This window comes from Haloarchaeobius ordinarius, assembly GCF_051801355.1.
In the GTDB taxonomy this organism is placed as follows: Archaea; Halobacteriota; Halobacteria; order Halobacteriales; family Natrialbaceae; genus Haloarchaeobius.
On the sequence record NZ_CP196560.1, the window covers coordinates 2553098 to 2572495 of the forward strand.

Annotated in this window: 15 protein-coding genes; 11 read left to right on the plus strand and 4 right to left on the minus strand. The window is 65.5% G+C overall.

Annotated features, from left to right (window positions below):
- Nucleotides 1–99 precede the first annotated feature (99 nt).
- Nucleotides 100–1629: a uracil-xanthine permease family protein gene (locus ACSC1R_RS13350; protein WP_439026225.1), complete on the plus strand. Its 1530-nt coding sequence runs from the start codon at nt 100–102 to the stop codon at nt 1627–1629.
- A gap of 24 nt (nt 1630–1653) precedes the next feature.
- Here the strand turns inward: ACSC1R_RS13350 and ACSC1R_RS13355 are convergent, their stop codons facing one another.
- Entirely contained in the window at nt 1654–2862 is a 1209-nt protein-coding gene (locus tag ACSC1R_RS13355; RefSeq protein ID WP_439026226.1) for an ABC transporter permease, read from the minus strand.
- Between the two features lie 212 nt (nt 2863–3074).
- Between ACSC1R_RS13355 and ACSC1R_RS13360 the strand changes: the two genes are divergently transcribed.
- From ACSC1R_RS13360 to ACSC1R_RS13370, 3 genes are all read left to right on the plus strand, one after another.
- Entirely contained in the window at nt 3075–4043 is a 969-nt protein-coding gene (locus ACSC1R_RS13360; RefSeq protein WP_439026227.1) for an ABC transporter permease, read from the plus strand.
- Between the two features lie 143 nt (nt 4044–4186).
- Complete coding sequence (locus tag ACSC1R_RS13365) at nt 4187–5158, plus strand: ABC transporter permease (protein WP_439026228.1); 972 nt, start codon at nt 4187–4189, stop codon at nt 5156–5158.
- Between the two features lie 43 nt (nt 5159–5201).
- Nucleotides 5202–5732: a 50S ribosomal protein L16 gene (locus tag ACSC1R_RS13370; RefSeq protein WP_439026229.1), complete on the plus strand. Its 531-nt coding sequence runs from the start codon at nt 5202–5204 to the stop codon at nt 5730–5732.
- Here ACSC1R_RS13370 and ACSC1R_RS13375 read toward each other — a convergent pair.
- Nucleotides 5722–6351 (minus strand): DUF7344 domain-containing protein, encoded by a 630-nt coding sequence (locus ACSC1R_RS13375; protein ID WP_439026230.1) that lies wholly within the window; start codon nt 6349–6351, stop codon nt 5722–5724. The genes ACSC1R_RS13370 and ACSC1R_RS13375 overlap by 11 nt on opposite strands.
- A gap of 369 nt (nt 6352–6720) precedes the next feature.
- Here ACSC1R_RS13375 and ACSC1R_RS13380 point away from each other — a divergent pair, with 369 nt between their 5' ends.
- Nucleotides 6721–7446, plus strand: a complete 726-nt coding sequence (locus tag ACSC1R_RS13380) for a hypothetical protein (RefSeq protein WP_439026231.1) — start codon at nt 6721–6723, stop codon at nt 7444–7446.
- Nucleotides 7447–7894: 448 nt separating this feature from the next.
- Here ACSC1R_RS13380 and ACSC1R_RS13385 read toward each other — a convergent pair whose 3' ends face one another.
- Nucleotides 7895–8431, minus strand: coding sequence for a DUF7344 domain-containing protein (locus ACSC1R_RS13385; RefSeq protein ID WP_439026232.1), 537 nt, complete (start codon nt 8429–8431; stop codon nt 7895–7897).
- 497 nt (nt 8432–8928) lie between these two features.
- Here ACSC1R_RS13385 and ACSC1R_RS13390 point away from each other — a divergent pair, with 497 nt between their 5' ends.
- The 6 genes from ACSC1R_RS13390 (at nt 8929) to ACSC1R_RS13415 (ending at nt 17138) form a co-directional block, all read left to right on the plus strand.
- Nucleotides 8929–10659, plus strand: a complete 1731-nt coding sequence (locus ACSC1R_RS13390; protein WP_439026233.1) for a SipW-dependent-type signal peptide-containing protein — start codon at nt 8929–8931, stop codon at nt 10657–10659.
- Between the two features lie 136 nt (nt 10660–10795).
- Complete coding sequence (locus ACSC1R_RS13395; protein WP_439026234.1) at nt 10796–12418, plus strand: hypothetical protein; 1623 nt, start codon at nt 10796–10798, stop codon at nt 12416–12418.
- A 990-nt stretch (nt 12419–13408) separates the two neighbouring features.
- Nucleotides 13409–14521: a hypothetical protein gene (locus ACSC1R_RS13400; RefSeq protein WP_439026235.1), complete on the plus strand. Its 1113-nt coding sequence runs from the start codon at nt 13409–13411 to the stop codon at nt 14519–14521.
- A 155-nt stretch (nt 14522–14676) separates the two neighbouring features.
- Entirely contained in the window at nt 14677–15792 is a 1116-nt protein-coding gene (locus ACSC1R_RS13405; protein ID WP_439026236.1) for a signal peptidase I, read from the plus strand.
- Nucleotides 15785–16912, plus strand: coding sequence for a hypothetical protein (locus tag ACSC1R_RS13410; RefSeq protein ID WP_439026237.1), 1128 nt, complete (start codon nt 15785–15787; stop codon nt 16910–16912). The genes ACSC1R_RS13405 and ACSC1R_RS13410 overlap by 8 nt, the downstream gene beginning before the upstream one ends.
- Nucleotides 16896–17138: a hypothetical protein gene (locus tag ACSC1R_RS13415; protein WP_439026238.1), complete on the plus strand. Its 243-nt coding sequence runs from the start codon at nt 16896–16898 to the stop codon at nt 17136–17138. Before ACSC1R_RS13410 ends, ACSC1R_RS13415 begins: the two co-directional genes overlap by 17 nt.
- Here the strand turns inward: ACSC1R_RS13415 and ACSC1R_RS13420 are convergent.
- The gene (locus ACSC1R_RS13420) at nt 17125–19368 is read right to left on the minus strand and encodes a histidine kinase N-terminal 7TM domain-containing protein (RefSeq protein WP_439026239.1); all 2244 of its coding nucleotides are present in this window, start codon (nt 19366–19368) and stop codon (nt 17125–17127) included. The genes ACSC1R_RS13415 and ACSC1R_RS13420 overlap by 14 nt on opposite strands.
- Between the last annotated feature and the right edge of the window lie 30 nt (nt 19369–19398).

Sequence of the window (19398 nt, forward strand, 5' to 3'; positions counted from 1 at the left end):
AGCACCTCGTCGACCGTTCGGAGCAGACCGGTCGACGAGGACAGGACGAACCAATACACCTAATTTCGCCGCTCGTGAGTCTCGGACCGAGGTGGTACCATGACAAATCAGGGCACGGATGCAGATGCGCCCGCCGAGACGGACGGCGGGGCGAGTTTCGTGGAGTACGGAATCGAAGACGAACCGCCGCTGTCGACGTCGATGTTGCTCGGGGTGCAACACTACCTGACGATGGTCGGTGCGAACATCGCGGTCCCGCTCATCCTCGCAAGGGCGATGGGGATGCCCGCGGAGGTGACGGCGAAGTTCGTGGGGACGTTCTTCGTCGTCTCCGGTATCGCGACGCTGGCCCAGACGACGTTCGGGAACCGGTATCCGATCGTCCAGGGGGCACCGTTCTCGATGCTCGCGCCAGCACTGGCGATCGTGGCGACCGCGCCAGCGTTACCGGGCGTAGCGGGCTGGGAGAGCAAGTTGCTGTTCCTGCAGGGCGCTATCATCGCGGCGGCGACGACCGAGGTGTTCATCGGGTACCTCGGCATCGTGGGACGACTCCGGCGGCTGCTGTCGCCCGTGGTCGTCGCGCCGACCATCGCACTCATCGGGCTGTCGCTGTTCAACGTCCCACAGATAACCGCCCCGGATCAGAACTGGTGGCTGCTCGGGTTGACGGTCGGGCTGGTCGTCCTCTTCTCGCAGTACCTCGGTGACGGCCACCGCGTCTTCCAGCTGTTCCCGGTGTTGCTCGCCATCGTGCTCGCGTGGCTGGTCGCGGCGGGGCTGAGCGTCACTGGCATCTACACCGACGGGACGAAGGGCTTCGTCGACCTCGCGGCGGTGACCGACGTGTCGCTCGTCTTCGCCATCTACCCGCTCCAGTGGGGGATGCCGCGGTTCGAGATGGCGTTCGCCATCGGGATGTTCGCGGGCGTGCTGGCCTCTATCATCGAGAGCTTCGGTGACTACCACGCCGTCGCCCGGCTGACCGGGACCGGCGCACCGAGCGAGTCTCGCATCAACCACGGCATCGGGATGGAAGGGCTGATGAACGTCTTCGCCGGCATCATGGGTGCTGGTGGGTCGACCTCCTACTCGGAGAACATCGGGGCCATCGGGCTGACCGGCGTGGCCTCCCGCCGCGTCGTGCAGGTCGGGGCGGCCGTGATGCTCGTCGTGGGCTTCTTCGGGCCGTTCGGCCAGCTCGTCGCGACCATCCCGGACCCCATCGTCGGCGGCCTGTTCGTCGCGATGTTCGGGCAGATCGTCGCGGTCGGCATCTCGAACCTGAAGTACGTCGACCTCGACTCCTCGCGGAACGTGTTCGTCATCGGCATCGCCCTGTTCACGGGGCTCTCGATTCCGAACTACATGGCCGGTGTCGGCGGCGTCGCGGCCCTGAAAGAAGGGCTCGCGGGCATCGCCGTCCTCGGGCCGGTTCTGGGCACCGACCCGGTCGCGAACACGCTGTTCGTCATCGGTGGGACCGGCATGGCCGTCGGCGGTATCGTCGCGCTCGTGCTCGACAACACCATCCCCGGGTCGGCCGAAGAACGGGGTGTCGAGGCCTGGGAGGACATCACGGAGGACGAGAGCGACTTCTCGCCAATCTGGGCGAACGCCGACGACTGAGAAGCGAGGGGTTCCGCACCCGGTTCACCGGACGTTTCTCGGGTCGAGGCCGTCACGGACGGCGTCACCCAGTATCGAGGCAGACACGACCGTCAGGGCGAGCGCGAGCACCGGCCAGAGCGTCACCCAGTAGACGTACGGGAACTGCGCGCTGAACGTGTTGATACCCTGGGCGGCTATCTCGCCCCACGAGGCGACCATGATGTCGTTCATGTCCATGTACGAGATGGCCGCCTCGATGAGGATGATGGTGGGAATCAGTCGAGTGAGCCCGACGATTGCGGCGTTCGAGACGTTCGGAATGATGTGCCTGACGAGGATGGTCAGGTCGGACGTGCCGGCGCTCTTGGCAGCGAGGACGTAGGCGTCGTCGCGGCGCTGGATCGCCTCCGAACGGACGAGTCTGGCGAGCCCACCCCACGAGAGGAGTCCGAACACCGCGACGAACAGGAACAGCGACCGGCCCCAGTACGACAGCACGAGGTAGGCGACGAACGCGGGGATGGTCTGTTGCACGTCGACGTAGCTCATCAGTAGCGTGTCGATTCGGCCGCCGAAGTAGCCCGCGACCGAGCCGACGACGGTTGCGACGGGGACGATGATGGTCCCGGTGACGAGCGCGACCTTGACCGCGACGTGGGCTCCCGAAAAGAGCAGTGGAATCATGTTCTTCCCGTAGGGGCTGGTCCCGAGTGGGTAGCGCATGGTGCCGTAACAGCGGTCAGCCGTCTCGACGCCCAGGCAGGGGTCTGCGACCCGGGCCGGGCCCCAGAGGAACGTCGGCGGCTGGAACTGGTGGGGCAGGTTGAGACTCGGTTGCCAGAAGATGGGCCCGAGGAAGCCGGCGAGGACGACGAGCGACAGGTACACGAGACTCGCGATGGCGAGCGGGCGGTTGCGGATGACGCGCCAGTATCGGTGGCGCAGTCGGGCAGACCGGACCAGCGGGACCACGGCGAACAGGAAGACGACCCAGATAGACAGGACGAACAGCCAGTCGGTCTCGACGAGGTCCCACGTGAACTTCGTCACGAGGAAGAAGCCGAGGTCGACCCGGGGCCCGATGGCGTGGAACGTCGGTTTCGTCGGCGGGAGCACGACGTAGTCGTAGAGGAACCCGGCGACGACCAGGGCGAAGCCGGCGAGGAAGACGAGGACGCGAGTCGACAGCATCGACGCGCCGCCTTCGAACTCCTCCCAGTCGACTGTCTCGAACGTCTCCGTCTCGGTCATGGAGCAGACCCTCGATTCGAATACGTGGTCGGTCGCCCGGTCCGGGACATACACAGAGCACGGAGATAGCGCGTAAAAACGTACCAGAATGTCAAATATCCGTTTTCGTTATCGCATCGTTATTCAATCGCGGGCCGTGTTGTGACGTGCATGCAACCGACGCGGCGTGCTGTGTACACGGTGCACCTGTGTGAGCGGGGCGAGGTGGACCCGTGAGCAGGCTTTCCTTCCTCGGTCGTCGACTCGGCTTCTCGGTGCTGGCGGCGTACATCGTGATGACCATCTCCTTCTTCGTCGTCGCGGTCATCCCGGACCCGAACGTGGGATACGCTGCCTGGATCACGAAGGGCGACCCCGACGAAGCCGCCAACGCCGTCATCGAAGCCAAGAACCTCAACGAGCCGATTCTCGACCGCTATTTCCGGTGGGTCGTCGACCTGACGACGTTCGACTGGGGCCGCTCCGTCGGTGGCTTCGGGCAGCGTGGGCAACCGGTGACTGAACTGCTGGAAGCGACGATTCCCGTCACCCTCGCCTACCTCGTCCCGGCGCTGGTCATCTCGACGGCGCTGGCGCTCGCCGTCGGGTCGTACGTCGCACTCCACCCCGAGTCGCGGGTCGCCGAGGCCATCTCCTCGGTCGGGTACCTCGCACTGGGCGTGCCCAGCTTCTTCGTCGCTGAGCTGTTGTTCTTCGCGGCGAACGAGGAGTTCGGCTGGCTGCAGTTCGGGTTCCCGCGCCGCATCGACCTCGCGGACCCGGTGTCGCTGTGGCCGTACCTGATTCCAGCGACCGTCCTCGCCACGTCACTGGCCGCTGGCCAGTTACGATACGTCCGCGCCGAGTCCAGCGAACTGCTCGGACGCGACTTCGTGAAACTCGTCGAGGCGAAGGGGGCCGGCGACCTGCGAGTCATCCGGCACGTGCTCTCGAACGCCGCCCTCCCACTCGTGTCGCTCTTCTTCGCTGACATGGTGTCGACGCTGGTCGTGCAGGTGTTCGTCATCGAGTTCGTCTTCCGCCTGCCCGGCATCGGCGACCTCACGCTCGTCGCCGTCAAGGACCGCAATATGCCGGTCATCATCGGCTCTACCATGGTCATCGCGTACGCCGGCATCGTGGCGAACTTCCTGCAGGACGTGGCCTACGCCTGGTTCGACCCGCGCGCAGACTTCCAGTGAGTCTGGGTCGCGAGTGGCCTCTCGCAGGACGAAATGTCAAACGACCCTTTGCGTCTCCGACCGATATTTGCACCGACACTGTGACGTTCTCTCATGGTCTCTCCACCCTCGCCGACCCGTCCTCCGTCCAGTGGTGACCGACCGTGAGCCGCCTCACCTTCCTGGCTCGCCGGTTCGGGTTCGCCGTCCTCGCGACGTACCTCGTGATGACCGTCGCCTTCCTCGTCGTCGCGACCATGCCCGACCCGAACCTCGGGCTGGTCGCCTTCGGCTCGGACGACCCCTCCGCCGCGGTCAACGCGGTGAAGGAGGCGAAGAACCAGAACGACCCGCTACTCGACCGCTACGTGACCTGGCTCGGCGACCTGACGACGCTCGACTGGGGCCGCTCGATGGGTAAGTTCGGCGGTCGAGGTGCTCCGGTCGTCGACCTGCTCGCCGAGGGTATCCCGCGAACGCTCGCGTACGTCGTCCCGGGCGTCGCCCTCTCGTTCGTGGTCTCGCTCGTCATCGGTTCGTACGTCGCGCTCCATTCCGACTCTCGGATAGCCGGGGCAGTCTCCACCCTCGGGTACGTCGGCCTGGGGATGCCGAACTACTTCGTCGCGCTGCTCGCGACGTTCGTACTCGGGACCGAACTCGAGCTCGGGGTGACCTACCCCGCTCGCCCCATCGATGCGCTCTTGTCCGACCCGCTCTCGCTGTGGCCGTTCCTCGTCCCGACGCTCGTGCTCTCGACCACCCTCGTCGGCGGACAGCTCCGGTACGTCCGCGCAGAATCGACCGAGGTACTCGGGGAAGACTTCGTCAGACTGGTCCGTGCGAAGGGAGCCGGGAACGTCCGCATCGCCAGGCACCTGCTCTCGAACGCCGCCCTCCCACTGCTCTCGCTGGTGTTCGCCGACCTGCTCTCGACGCTGGTCGTGCAGGTGTACGTCCTGGAGTACGTCTTCCCCATCCAGGGCCTCGGCGCGCTGGGCCTACAAGCAATCAGTGACCGGAACATGCCCCTCATCATCGGGACGACCATGGTCGTCGCGTACGCCGGTATCGCCGCGAACTTCCTGCAGGACGTGGCCTACGTCTGGTTCGACCCGCGGGCCGACTTCGAATGAACAGGTTTATTCGCGCCGTGACAGTCAGTTTCCCGTACTGACCATGTCGGACAAACCTGCCTCGATGTACCGGGAGATTTCCAAGCCCGCGTACACCCGACGCGAGTACATCACGGGCATCCCCGGTTCGAAGATCGCACAGCACAAGATGGGCGACACGGCGTCCGAGCCGGATGACTGGCCGGTCCAGATCAGTCTCGTCCTCGAAGAGGAGTGCCAGATTCGTCACGGGTCGATGGAGGCGTCGCGGCTGTCGGCGAACCGTCACCTCATCAAGGAACTCGGCGAGGGGAACTACTACATGATCCTGCGGAAGTTCCCGCACCACGTCCTGCGCGAGAACAAGCAGGCGACGGGCGCAGGGGCAGACCGTGTTTCCGACGGGATGCGTCAGGCGTTCGGGAAGGTCGTCGGGACCGCCGCGCGCATCCAGCGTGGCGAGCGACTGTTCACGTGCTGGTGTACGGTCGAGCAGGCACCCGTCGTCAAGGACGCGTTCCGCCGCGCGTACAACAAGATCTCGCCGCCGTGCCGCGTCGTCGTCGAGAAGGGCGAAGAGAAACTCATCGCGTAAGTTCGTCGTCCGAGACGAACAACCGCTGTTCACGAGTGCCGAGCCGTTTTTCCCGCGCAGACCGCAGATGGATAGCTGCAGTGATAGCCAGCACCGTCGCGAACAGGAGGGCGTACGCCAGTCCCGGGAGGTTCTTGAACGGGGCGATACCGACCCACGCGAGCCCGACGAGGATGCCGAAGACCGCCGCGAGTCCGAGGTAGAACTCGCTCCAGTGGAGTTCGTTCTTCGGGACGACTTCGAGATACACGTCGAACGCGGAGAGGTCGGTCGCCGGTTCGACCGTGCCACGTGACTTGTCGTAATCCACGATTCCGTGTTTCTGCATCATCGGTAAGTGCGTCTGAACGAGCGACGTGTACACGCGTTTTCGTTGCCTGTAATCGAGTTCGGACTCGGCCACGTTACATTCTCGAGCAGCGACGTAACTGGTGAGTTCACGGACGGTTACTCGGTCGTGTTCACCGAGCGCCTGCAGGACGAGTCGCCGACGCTGGTTGCTCAGCGTGTGGAACACGTCGTCCTGTGTGAGGGCGAGACCGCCGTCGTCGTCGGTCGCCGTCTGTGCCAGCGTCGCAGCCGGCCCCCCATCGCCCGGCTCTGCGACGACCAGTTTCATCGGTGGAGACATGTGTTTCACTAGTAGTTAACAACGCAGTGAGTGGTCTTAATCTTTCGCTTGAGTGACTCATGCGCGGAAATTCGCCGGTGTAGCTGTCTTTCGGTTTTCTCTGGTACGTGTAGGGAATCTGGTTTTAAGGCTGTCGGGGACCCGCCCGAGGCCGAGCCGGTGGCGAGTAATGGTGTCATACCTATGCGCTGTTGGGCTGTAACGTAGCGTGAACAGTGGCCGGTCTCACGGCCACGTGGGGAGACATCAATGCAACAGTCAGGAGTAGCGAAACCAGGTGAATCGATCGGAGGTCGCATACGGCAAACAGAGTACACGGGCGAGAACCGCTGTATCCCGTGTACCGTCACCAACCTCGTGATAGCGGGTGTACTGACGGCGGCCACGTTCGTCCTCTGGGCGCCAGCAGCCCTCGTCGTCGCGGTCATCTCGGTCGCGATGATATACTTCCGGGGGTATCTGGTGCCAGGGACGCCGGAGTTGACGAAACGGTATTTCCCGGACTGGCTGCTCCGTGTGTTCGACAAGGACGCAAAGCCCCGGTTCGACGCCGACGAGTTCGACCTGGAGGAGATGCTCCGTGCGGCCGGGGCTGTCGTCGAGACGGCGGACGGGTCGGACGTCGAGTTGACACACGAGTTCGCCGCAGCGTGGAGCGAGCGGATGGCTCTCGTCTCGTCACGTGACGCCGACGTCCACGAACTGGGGGACCTGCTCGCCGTCGAGGAAGACCGTCTCACGGTCACCGAGCACGGTGCCGACTCGTACATCGCCTGGGTCGACGGTGAGTGGCTCGCCCAGTGGGAGTCCCGCGCTGCGTTCGTCGCGGACATCGCCGCGGCGAAGGAACTCGCCAGACGGTACGACGCGTGGCACGACCTGCCGATGGCGGTCCGGTCGGAACTGCTCGGGGGCCTTCGACTGTTCGTCGAGGAGTGTCCGGTCTGTGGTGGCTCCGTCGCGTTCGGACAGGAGGTCGTCCAGTCCTGCTGCCGCTCGTACGACGTGATAGCCGCGTCCTGCCAGGAGTGTGGGTCGCGGCTGTTCGAGTCCGAGGTGGACCTCGACAGTATGGCTGCCTGACTCGGCTCGTTTTCTTCGGGGTTCACTGTTCTTCTGGAGCCGGCGGCTCCTCGTCTTTCGGGTCATCGTCGTTTCGACACACCACCCAGGGTGCTCCACCGGACAGGGTCGGCTGCCGCCCCGGGTCGTGGGATAGTCAGACGTGTCCAGTCACGAGGCCGCCGCGGTCACGACGTCGAGGTCGTCACGAGGCCGAGCGGGGGTCGGCCGACGTGGTGGAAAAAGCAGTCGTTCGGAGCGACACGTCCCGTCACTGCGACCGGTCCTCAGCGACTGGTCCGTGCGATGGGTCAGAACCGTGTGTTGCGTCTGTGCCGTGCGGGATGCCAGGACTGTGGGCCCCGGACCGCATCGTCTCCTGTCGGCTCCCGCTCGGCACGAGCCGCTGGGCTCCGTCATATAGGAACCGAACCCGAGCCGAAAAACAGGACGTCGTACGAACGGCGACTCAGCGTCGCAGGTGGCGGAACAGGTTGAACCGGTGTTTCCAGAGCTGGTACGTCGTCGACCCCGCAAAGAGGGTGAGGAACCCGCTGGCCCACAGCAGGGGGTCTATCATCGCGACGCCCGGAACGTCGGCGAGCGCCGCGACGACCGTACAGAGACCCACGGCGCCGAGTCCCCGGTAGAACTCCGCCCACGTGATGCCGTGTGGCGTGACGACCTCCATGTAGATGTTGACGTCACGGGCCCCGTCGAGCAGTTCGACGTTCTTCCGGCCGGAGTCGTACTCGAGGATGCCGAGTTCGTCGAGCCTGGGCAGGTGTGTCTGGTGCAGCGAGATGTAGACCGCCTCGCGGACGTTCCTCGGTGCAGGCTCCTCGCCGGATTCGACAGTGGCGATGAGCTCTGAGAGCTCACGGAGCGTAATCGTCCCAGCGGTCTGGTTCAAGACACGGAGCGTCTCGCGCCGGCGCGGGTTGCTCAGTATCTGGTGGATGTCGCATTCTTGTAATCGGTTTCGTCGTGTCAGTGTTGGTAACATCGGACCCCCCATCGCCCGAGCTTACCGAGCTCTAAGCGTGTACGATTCATGTTAAGATGGGTTGAGGGTTATGTATTGGTCGCTTACCCGGAGGTATGTGATGCGAGCCTATGCTAACGCGTGAAACCGAGAGACGGCGGCCGAATAGTTTCTCGTTCCTTCAGCCGATTGATTGCTTCGGTCTCCCCGAATGTCTCGTTCTAGAACACGATTCCGCGGTTTCGTTCCGGTAAGCACCCCCAAGAAACCGCCCAAGCGGGGCCTCGAAACCCCTGAAGCAGGCCATAAGTAAGACCTCAAAGCGCTGAAATACGCCTATCCCACCACCGATGCGACGGCCCAAAAGGGGGGCTGGCACTGGGGGTCGGGGATGAACAACCTGACACGCGCGGCGCAGCCGCCGTGTGTGGATGAGCAACGCCGGACGCCAAGGGGGCGACCGAGAACACGCCGTTCCCGACTCCTGTCGGGGAACACGAACCATCAACAATAGCAACATGACGAAAGCAAATCTATCACGCCGCCAGGTACTGGCGGGACTCGGAACAATCGGTGTCGCGTCCGCGGGCGCGGGACTCGGGACGACCGCCTTCTTCAGCGACACTGAAGAGCTCGAAGGCTGGTTCGAGGCGGGTCGCGTCGACCTGCTGCTCGACTACCGTACCACGTACATGCCGTGGGAGCGCTACGACCTCCAGATGGTCCCCGAGGACCAGCGCCCGCCCGTGGTCCCCGGGACCGACGGGATGGTGTACGAACTCGGCTCCGTGCCGGACTTCGGTGAGGTGCTGACCCACGACGAGTGGGGCCGCCAGTCCCTCGCTATCGACGCGTGTGCGACCCCGAAGGACGACATCGCTGCCCAGCTCGTCGACGGTGACGCGGGCATGTTCATCGACCTCGACGACATCAAGCCGCTGGACCGCGGTGAGACCACCTTCTCGTTGCACCTCTGTGGCAACCCGTCGTACCTGAAGATGCGTGCCGTCAGCGACGAAGACGACACGATGGGTCCGCGCTTCGGTGAGGACTACCGCGAGGGCGTCACCACCCCGACCGAGCCCGAAGCCGAACACGGCGACGAGACCGAGGTCGGTGAACTACAAGACTTCATGTACGTGCGGTTCTGGTACGACCCGAACTGTAACAACCTGAAGGACACGGAGTCCCAGACCGTCTGCATCCAGCTGGCGCTCGACAACAGCGACTCCATGGACCAGGAGTACGTGCCGGGTGGGGACGCCGACCCGACCAAGCTCGCCACCACGAAGGAAGGCGCACTCGCACTCATCGACACGCTCGAAGACGAGGTCGACCCGGACGACGAGGACCTCGACCCCAAACACGTCGGTGTCACGCTGTTCAACGGTGACGGCCAGGACAACCCGGTCATCAACGGGGCCAGCATCGACCCCACGATGGACGCGGCCGCACTGCGCACCCTCATCAACGACGACTACAACGGCGACCAGGCTGACGCCGACGGGAGCGTCGCCGCCGGTATCACGGACGCCGCAGACCGCGTCGAGGACTGCGCCGACTACAACATCGTCGTCGTGGTCTCGAACGGTATCGAGAACATCGAAGGCTCGCGCACCGCCGCCGACGAGGCGCTCGGCCGCGACGGTGTCGACGAGGTCATCATGGTGCTCATCCAGCCCGGTGACGCGACCCTGACCGAGTTCGCCGGCTTCGGCGGCCAGGTCTTCGAGGTCAACACCCCCGAGGACATGGAAGACGCCTGGCTCAGCATCGTCCAGCAGGTCATCGCGGCACAGGTCATCGCCGGTGAGGAGGTCTGCCTGTACGAGGGTCCCCTCGCGGGCTTCCTCGACATCATCGACGGTGACGAGGTCATCCTCCCGCCTGCAACCGGACAGGACAACCTCTGCACGCTCGGTGCGGCGACCAACACCGCAGAGAACTGCTTCAGAGAGGGCGTCCACTGCTACGCTCTCGACTGGTACCTCCCGTGCAAGGCGGTCGGGACCGAGGCCGAACCCGGCTTCGCGGACCTGAACGTCTGCGGCGACGAGTTCGACAACATGGCGGAGTACCTCATCGCCCAGTACGGCCTGGACGGCGCGGACGACCTCGACGGGCTCGTGAACGTCGCACAGAGCGACACGGTACACTTCAAGCTCATCTTCGGCGCCGAGCAGTGCCGCCACAACACGGCCCCGGTCGAGGAGGAGGGACCCGTCGACAACGTCAGCATCCCGAACTGACCACGACGAGACGAACGGTCGAACACTGGACGACGGTCCAGCCCCGGCCCACGTAGGAGGAACTGACGCGACGGCGCGTCACGGCGGTGCGACTCCGCCGGTGGGTCGTCACTCCCTGGGGGAGTGGGGTATACACATGAGCAACACAAGCAACGTCAAACTCAGCCGGCGACAGGTGCTGGCTGGCCTCGGGACCATCGGTGTCGCGAGCGCGGGTGCCGGACTCGGCACGACCGCGTTCTTCACCGACACCGAGGAACTCGAAGGCTGGTACGAGTCCGGCCGCGTCGACCTCATCCTCGACTACCGGAGCACGTACAAGCCGTGGGAACGCTACGACCTCCAGATGGTCCCTGCCGAAGACCGCCCGGCTATCGTCGCCGGCACGAACGGCATGACCTACGAGATAGCGGCCGCACCCGCGGTTCGCTTCCCGAACGGAGAAGCAGTCGACCACGAGACCTGGGGCTTCTTACAAACCGACGAGATAGACGCCTGTCGCCTCGTGGTGCCGACCGATCTGACGAGCGAGATGAACACCGGGCTCGACCTCGGCGACCTCGTCGTCGAAGACGCACCCGAGAGGGGCTACCGCCCGGGCTACATCGACGGCCAGTCCGGCGAGGGTCGCGCGATGTTCATCGACCTCGACGACATCAAGCCGTACGACGAGGGCGAGACGACGTTCAGTTTCCACCTGTGTGGCAACCCGTCGTTCGTCTACGCCGAAGTCATCGACGCGGTAGACGAGGAGGTCTCGTTCATCGAACCCGAACGCTCGGCCGGTGACGACACCGCCGAGGACGGAGAACTCTGTGAGTACCTCTACGTCATCGTGTCGACCGACCCCGACTGTGACAACCTCAACGAGGACGGGACCCTCGGCGACATCGACGGCGACGGCACGGTCGACAACGACGACGACGGCAGCGAAGTACTGTACGCCGGGTCGCTCAAGGGCTGGATAGAGATCATCCAGAACTCGACCGACGGCCAGCTCCGGCTGCCCCCGGTCACGCCCGCGAACGCGGACGTCTCCGCCGACTGTTTCGCGCCGGGTGTCCACTGCTACGTGATGGAGTGGTACCTCCCGTGCAAGGAGAACGACGAGGAGCGCCTCGGGTTCACCGACCTCCCGCTGGTCAACAACCCGGTCGCCTCCGGCACCTTCAACGACGAACTCCGCGCCCGCGGGTTCGTCGGCGAGGACGACGAGGGTAACGAGTTCACCTTCGACGTGAACGTCGCCCAGACCGACAGCTGCCACGTCGGCCTGCGCTTCACCGCCGAACAGTGCCGCCACAACACCACCACGTTCGAAGACGAAGGTGACCCGGACGACGATGGCGGGAACGGCCGCCTCGACGGGCACGCTATCAGCTGGATCGCGTTCTGTTCGAACGACGACCTCGAACCCGAGGACATCACCCTCGAAGCCATCAAGTACAACGGCGACGGCGAGGTCACCGGCTTCGAGTGGACCCTCGAAGACGACAGCAAGGACATCGAGAGCGTCGCCATCAAGTACGCCCAGACCGTCCGGCGGTTCACCTGCGACGACGGTGACGCCGGCAACGAGTGTCTGGCGATGGGCGAGGCGCTCATCAACGGTGCCGGCGAGGAGCAGTTCACGCCCGAGTGGAACTCCTGCCCCTGCGCGGACGGCGTCGCCGGCGGCATCAAGTTCGACCTCGGCAACCAGTCCTTCGACAACTGGGACGGGAGCTGGACCGAACTCAACTGTACCGACCAGTCGTAATCGCAGCCGCGCAGCCGACCGGGCTGACCGACGGTACCATCGCTGGTACGGGAGCCCCGGCAGGCGAGCGTAGAAAGACGACACAGGTCTCTGCCGGTGCGCGGTGTCGCACCCGTCCGCCGAGGACGGGGCGGCCCCGTGGCGGTTCGACTCCGCCGCCAGACCCTCGGTCCCCGGTGTGGCCACGTTTCCTGCACTGCGGACCGTCGACGAACACGGAACCGCTCTGTTCTCGTTCGTCGTGAGGTTGGCGTTGCTCGTCCGTTCACACGGGTCTCGGCGGGTTCGCCCGTCGTTTCTATTCGTTGGTCTTCGACTCGAGCCACCGCGTTCCGAGGCCCGGGCCGACGTGCCGTCTCTCAGCCGGTGTTTCCGGCCCAACGCTTCCGCGGTCGGACGCAGACCGACCCGTCCTGAGTGAGTGTGTCGACCATCGGTCCGGTACAGTGGGCTCGGTCCGCTACAGTGGGCCTGTCGACTCGCCCGCACGACGACGGGCCGGGAATTTTGATATGACTGTGTCGGGCCACAACGACGAGTCGGACTCGTGAGCGACCGTGCTTTCCGTGGCCTCGTTCGCGGGTAAGCGAACGTGACGGTCTGGACGACCGACAGCTCGTGACGCCTGCGAGACACGAGACGGTCGACTCCTTCGCTGAAACGTTCACCACAGAATCGATAGACTGCGCCGGGGGTAACCGACCGTTCGGGGTGAACCCGAAGAAACCACCGTTCGTTGCCGCGGGGTATGGTGACCGGGACGGTTTGCTAGCGCGACCATACCTAATATATCAAGCCGCATAGGTTCCAGCGGGACAGACGGGTGTCCGCCTCGACACCGGCGGTCGGCGTCCGAGGTCAGAGACACCACGTCCGGGGAGGACATTACATGACAGAAATCGGTGATTCGAGAGGGTGGCCCAGGTGCAGCGAGTTCGACACAGCTTGCCCGCTGGGCCGCGGGGGAGTAACGAGCAGGGGAGGACCGAGATGACCGAGGACCGAAGCGTCAGCCGTCGCCAGCTCCTCTACGCTCTCACGGGCGTGGGAGCTATCGGGACCGCGCGGTTCGCGGGGACCAGGGCGGCCGGCTCCGACGTCGAGTCGCTCTTCGGGAGCCAGTCGACCGGGTCGGTCGACCTCGCCGTGTGCTGGCAGCGACCCGACGCCGAACAGTGCCAGCCACTGGACGGGTCGACCGTCTCGGTCAGGCTCGACGGTATCACCGACACGAACCGGACCGGCTCGGGCAGTGCCTGCGTCCACCTCGCGGCTGAGGGCAACGACGCCTGGCTGTGGGTCCGGAGCAACTGTCCGGACGACCCCTGTGGCCTGTTCCGCGACCTCGAAGTGAGCGTGTTCTACGACCTCGACGGCGACGGGGTCCGGGGAGACGACGACCCGCTGGTCGACGAGGCGCTCGACGGGGTCAGCCTGTGCGAGGCGATGTCGGTCCTCCGACAGGGTATCGTCGTCGACGGCGACCCGTCGTCCGAGGAACCCGCCCCGGTCGCGCCAGGCGATCTGGTCCACGTCGGGTTCGAGTGGACATACACGGGGCCGGTCGTCCTCGCCGACGAGGTCGACCTCTCGCTCCTGTTCGTCGCCCAGCAGGCTCGCCACACCCCGGCCCCGACGGCCCCGTTCACCGGAACCTGCGACGTCGACTGCGACGCCCTCTGTGAGGTCACCATCGACGGGAGCGAACTGGAGTGGGTCGCGTTCTGCTCGCGGGACGATATCGCGGTCGGCGACGTGTCCATCAGCCCGTACTCGTACGACAGCGAGGGCGCGCCAACCGGCGTCCGGTGGACGGTCACGAATCCCGACGTCGACGTGGCACAGGTCGTCGGCAGGTACCCGAACGCAATCGCGCGGCAGACCTGTGGGGACGGCACCGGTGCCATGGCCAGTGACAGCGCGCCAGACCGATGCCTCGACAGTGGCGCCGTCGTCACCGGTCTCGGTGAACTCGTGGTCGAGGAGGTCGTCGACGACGCGTTCGACGACTGTCCGTGCCTGCCGGGAACCACCGGCATCAGGTACGAGGTCGCCACCGGCCAGTGGACGACCCTCGACGGGTGTGCGAACGGCGGGAGCTGAGCCGACAGGGCGGGTACTGCGCGACGAGCGAACGACCCGTAGTGGTCGTCGGGACACCTCGTGTCTCGACGCGGCGGTTCGACTCCGCCGGCGGGCATCCCTTCGGGGAGAGTACACCCGGTCCCAGAGCGGGACCGGGCGAGGGGAGACAGACAATGACGAAGAAGACAACGAAAACTCGACGGTGGGGAGGGGGGAAGCCGCTAGCGACAGCGGTGAACGTCGTCGCGATACTGCTACTGCTCGCGATGGTCGTCCCCTTCGTCATCTACTCCGTCCCACAGGTCGTGGGCGCGGACCAGACGTACGTGGTACTGACAGGGAGCATGGAGCCGGCCATCAGCCCGGGCGACGTGGTCGTCGTCTCGAAGGTGAACCCGGAGACGGTCGCGGTCGGTGACGTCATCGTCTACACCCGGTCCGGCCAGGACGTACCGACCACGCACCGGGTGCTGGAAGTGACCGAGACGGAACAGGGACAGCTCGCGTTCCGGACGAAAGGCGACGCCAACGAGGACCCGGATTCACGTCTCGTGCCTGCGTCCAATCTCATCGGAGCGGTGACGCTCACCCTGCCGTTCATCGGCCACGTCATCGCGTTCGTGAACTCGCCGGAGGGGTTCATCGCGATGGTCCTCCTGCCGTTCGGCCTCCTCATCCTGAACGAGGTCTGGGGCATGTACAGGGTCTGGCGCGGGGATAGCGACGACGCTCCCGCGAACGACACCGAAGACGCACCCACTGCCGACGCAGTGGCTACTGCGACCGTGGCACCCACCGTGACCGCCGCGACCACTCTCGCCACGACCGGAAACGGTGAGGGCGGTCTGACGCTCTCGCGTGATAGCTTGCTCGTCGCCCTCGGCGTCGCGGTCCTGTTGACGCTGTACAGCGGGCTGAACCTCTGGTTCATCTACGCCAGGGTGCTCCCGATTCAACAGCTCATCACGTTCTCGATGATGGTGTTCGTCGCCTCCATCGGGCTGTTGCTGGTCCTCGCCCAGTACTGGGCAGGGCTCCCGGCAGCCGATGAGTCGGACGATACCGCCCCCGAGGTGGACGACCCCGAGAATAAACCGTCGGCGACCGACGGTGGCGTCGACGACGTCGAGAGCGAGGGTAGCGCGGCTGACCCCGACGGCGACGCGACCGACGTCGAGTCGGGAAGCGAGGCCAGCGGCGACGCAGAGAGACACACCGAAACTGGAACCGAACCCGACGACCCGTCGGCAGATGGTCCGGTGACCGACCGAGGCGCGGGCGATGAGTGACCGGCGGACCGCGGTGGTCCTCGCCATCGCTCTCGCGGTGGTCCTGTCCGCGACCGTGGCCCCGCTCGGGGTACTGTCGGCGTTCGGTGACGTCGAAGAGATAGGCGTCACCTTCGAATCGGCGGCACAGCCCGACGAGCAGCCCGGCGTCGTGACGGGATACGTCGTCGTCGAAAACGGGCAAGAACGGAGCGACTGGGGTGGGTCGACCATCCGAATCGCCGACGACGCCGGTGACCAGGTGCTCGTCGAGATAACCCGGAGCGAGACCGGCGTGCTGGAACTGCGCTTCTCGCGCTCGATTCCGGACGCCGTCCGGATATACATCGACGCCGGGAAGCTCGCCGACGAACTCGGCATCGAGACGGCTGCGCTTGCCACCTCGACACTGGAGATAGACGGCGTCGGACAGCCGTACCAGCTGGTCACGAGCGGGGGGACCGAGTACGTCACGTTCGTCATCGACCACTTCTCGACCCGGGCCGTTCGCATCGTCGCGCCGGTCCCCGAGTCGAGCGATGGTCCGGTGTTCACCGGGAGCGGTCCCACGAACACGACCTCGGACGAGGACAACACCACCGGGGACAACACCACCACCGGGGCCGACAACACCACCGTCGGCGACGACACCATCGAAGACAACACCACCGTTGGTGACAACATCACCGAGGACAACACCACCGTCGGCGACGACACTACCACCGAGGACAACACCACCGTCGGCGACGACACCGCCACCGGGGACAACACCACCGTCGGCGACGACACCGCCACCGGGGACAACGCGACCACCGGGGCCGACAACACCACCGACGGCGACGACACCACCACCGTCCAGGAGTCCGACGTGGAGGACGGTGCGACCACCGGTTCCGACAACGAGACGGCGACGGAGAACGAGCCGAACACGGATGACGGTGCACCGACCGACAGTGGCACCGACCCGGCAGACGATTCTGGGAACGATGGACCGTCGACCGGTGACGACACCAGTACCACCGGCAACACGGCCACCGACGAACCGACGACCGAGACCGACGATGTAATTGATGGCCCGTCGACCGGGACTGGAACCGGCGGCGTGAGTGACGAGACGACGGTCGATGGAGCGTCCGCCTGAACGGCGCGGCGACTCCCGTCGCCTGCGCCCCTCGGCACTGTCGATACTCTCCCTGCTGCTGGCGGTCCCCGGGTCGCTGTCGCGGGGTCGTGGTGTCGGGGGGCGCAGACGACTCCGGCACCTCGCTGGCTTCCGAGCGAACGCGCCCAAGCGGAACGCGTTGCTCTTGCTCGTTTACGTCGTGGTCGGGGTGTCTCTCGTCGGCGTACTCCTCAGTCTCCTGTGAGAACCTCGAATCGAGCACCCGAGAGCGCTACTTCGACCGTCTCCCTTGTACTCTCGTCGGCGCCATCGTCTCGCGAGCCGTCACTGACCGCACTGGGAGCGAGGCGTATCTTCCACCCGTGTGCGTCGACGACCCGCTCGACGATGGTCAGGCCGAGGCCGGTTCCGGACGCCGACCTCGTCACGCCAGGGTCGAACACCTGCTCGCCGACGTCGGGGTCGATACCGGGGCCGTCGTCCGCGACGACGAAGCCCTCGCTGTCCGGGAGCGCGTCGACGACGACGGTCACGTCGTCGCCGTCGTGTTCCACACTGTCGCCGGGCGCTCCCCGATTGCTCGTCGAACCGTACTCGACGCTGTCTCCGGCTTCGCCGGAGGCTCGTGGAGCACCGTGTTCCACACTGTTCCTGAACAGGTTCTCGAATAGCCGCCCGAGCATACTCCGGTCGGCGACGACGGTCTGGTCGGTTCTGGTGACAAGCGTCGCCTCGCCCGTCTCGACGTTGCTCCATGCCTCCCTGGCGAGTCGATCGAGTGCGACCGGTTCCGTCTCCGCGAGGTCAGTGCCGCCACGGGCCAGCGCGAGCACGTCTTCGATGATTCGACTCATCCGGTCGTGGCTCTCTTCGACCTCGTCGACGTACTCGCTGGCCTGACCGTCGACCGACTCGTCGAGGAGTTCGACGTAGCCCTGAGCGACGTTGAGCGGGTTGCGCAGGTCGTGGCTGACGACGCTCGCGAACTGGTCGAGGCGCTCGTTCGTCTCCGCGAGTTCGCGCTCCCGGCGCTTTCGTTCGGTGATGTCCCGGGAGTTGACGACGACCCCTTCGACCGCGGGGTCGGTCAGGAGATTACGACTGAGCGCTTCGTGGATGCGCCACTCGCCGTCGGCGTGGCGAACCCTGTACTCGGTCCGGGCGGTGTGTTCGTCCTCGGTGAGGCCTGCCTGGAAGACAGCCGTTATCTTCTCGTGGTCGTCCGGATGGACGTACGAGAGCGCGCTCTTTCCCGTCACCGCGTCGGGGTCGTGTCCGAGGAGCTGTTCGGTCGAGGGACTCTGGTACTCGATGGTGCCGTTCTCGTCCACGACGGTCACGAGGTCCGAGGAGTTCTCGATGAGCGCCCTGAACCGTCGTTCGGTGCTCCGTCGGTCGGTGATGTCGCGCAGCACCACCAGCGAACTCCCGGTCTCAGTGCCGAGTGGCGAGACCGACATATCGACGTATCGGCGGTCGTGGTCGTCGCCGATGGCGAGTTCGGTCCTGTCGTCGCCGTCGTCGGTGCCGCCGTCACGGAGGTCCGCGAGGAGCCCGGCCGCCGCCGGGAGGACCGAGTCGATTCGGTCACCGACCAGGGACGAATCGCGCAGGAGTCGTGTCGCCGCGGGGTTCGTATCCACGATGCGGCCCTGTTCGTCGACGACGAGGTAGCCGTCGCGCATGTTCTCTACGACGGCCTCGCGGGCGACCGGAACGACGTCCAGCAGCCGGTAGCGGGCGATGGCCGTCCAGAACGCGAGCCCGGAGACCGCGAACACGGGTGCGGTGAGGTTGATGTTCTCGGGGCCGATACCGACCTGGAAGGCGGCGTTCGAGACGACCGGTAAGATAGCCCCGACGGTCAACAGTGCCGCCTGCCCCCGGTACACCCATTGCTTCCGGCGTGACCACTGGAGAAGGACCGCGGCCCCGGCCAGGATGACGACGTAGGAGTACACCGCATGCACATGGAACAGCGGTCCGAGTTCCCGGGTGAGCAACGGGAACGGGTCGGTCGTGAGGCCGACGTCGTACCAGTAGAGTCGGCCCGTCGCCGCCTGTGGAATGGTCAGCACGACGAACAGTGGCTCCACTGCGAGCGCCGCCGCGGTCTTGGGCCCGAGCCACTGGTCTTTCCCGGTGTACGAGAGTGCGAACAGGAACCAGGACCCCGGGGCGACGACGGTCCCGAGGTTCGCAAGCGTGAGCCAGAACAGCTTCGCGTCCACCGTCGTCGACCAGAGCTGTAGCGAGTACGCCCCGGCCCAGAACGCCGAACTGCCCATCAAGACTGCGAACAGCAACAGCGTGCGTCGATGCTCCGTCCGGTGCCGGGCGGCGGCGCTCGCGTAGAGCGAGAGCGTCGAGAGGACGGCGGTCGCGAGGACGAGTAGACTCACGTACGCGAGTCGCTCGGTCACCACCGAAGAGAGCGGACTTGGGATGGTCTCACCGGACAGGAACCCTGTCATGCGTCAGCAGGGCAGCCCCGGGCTTAATTC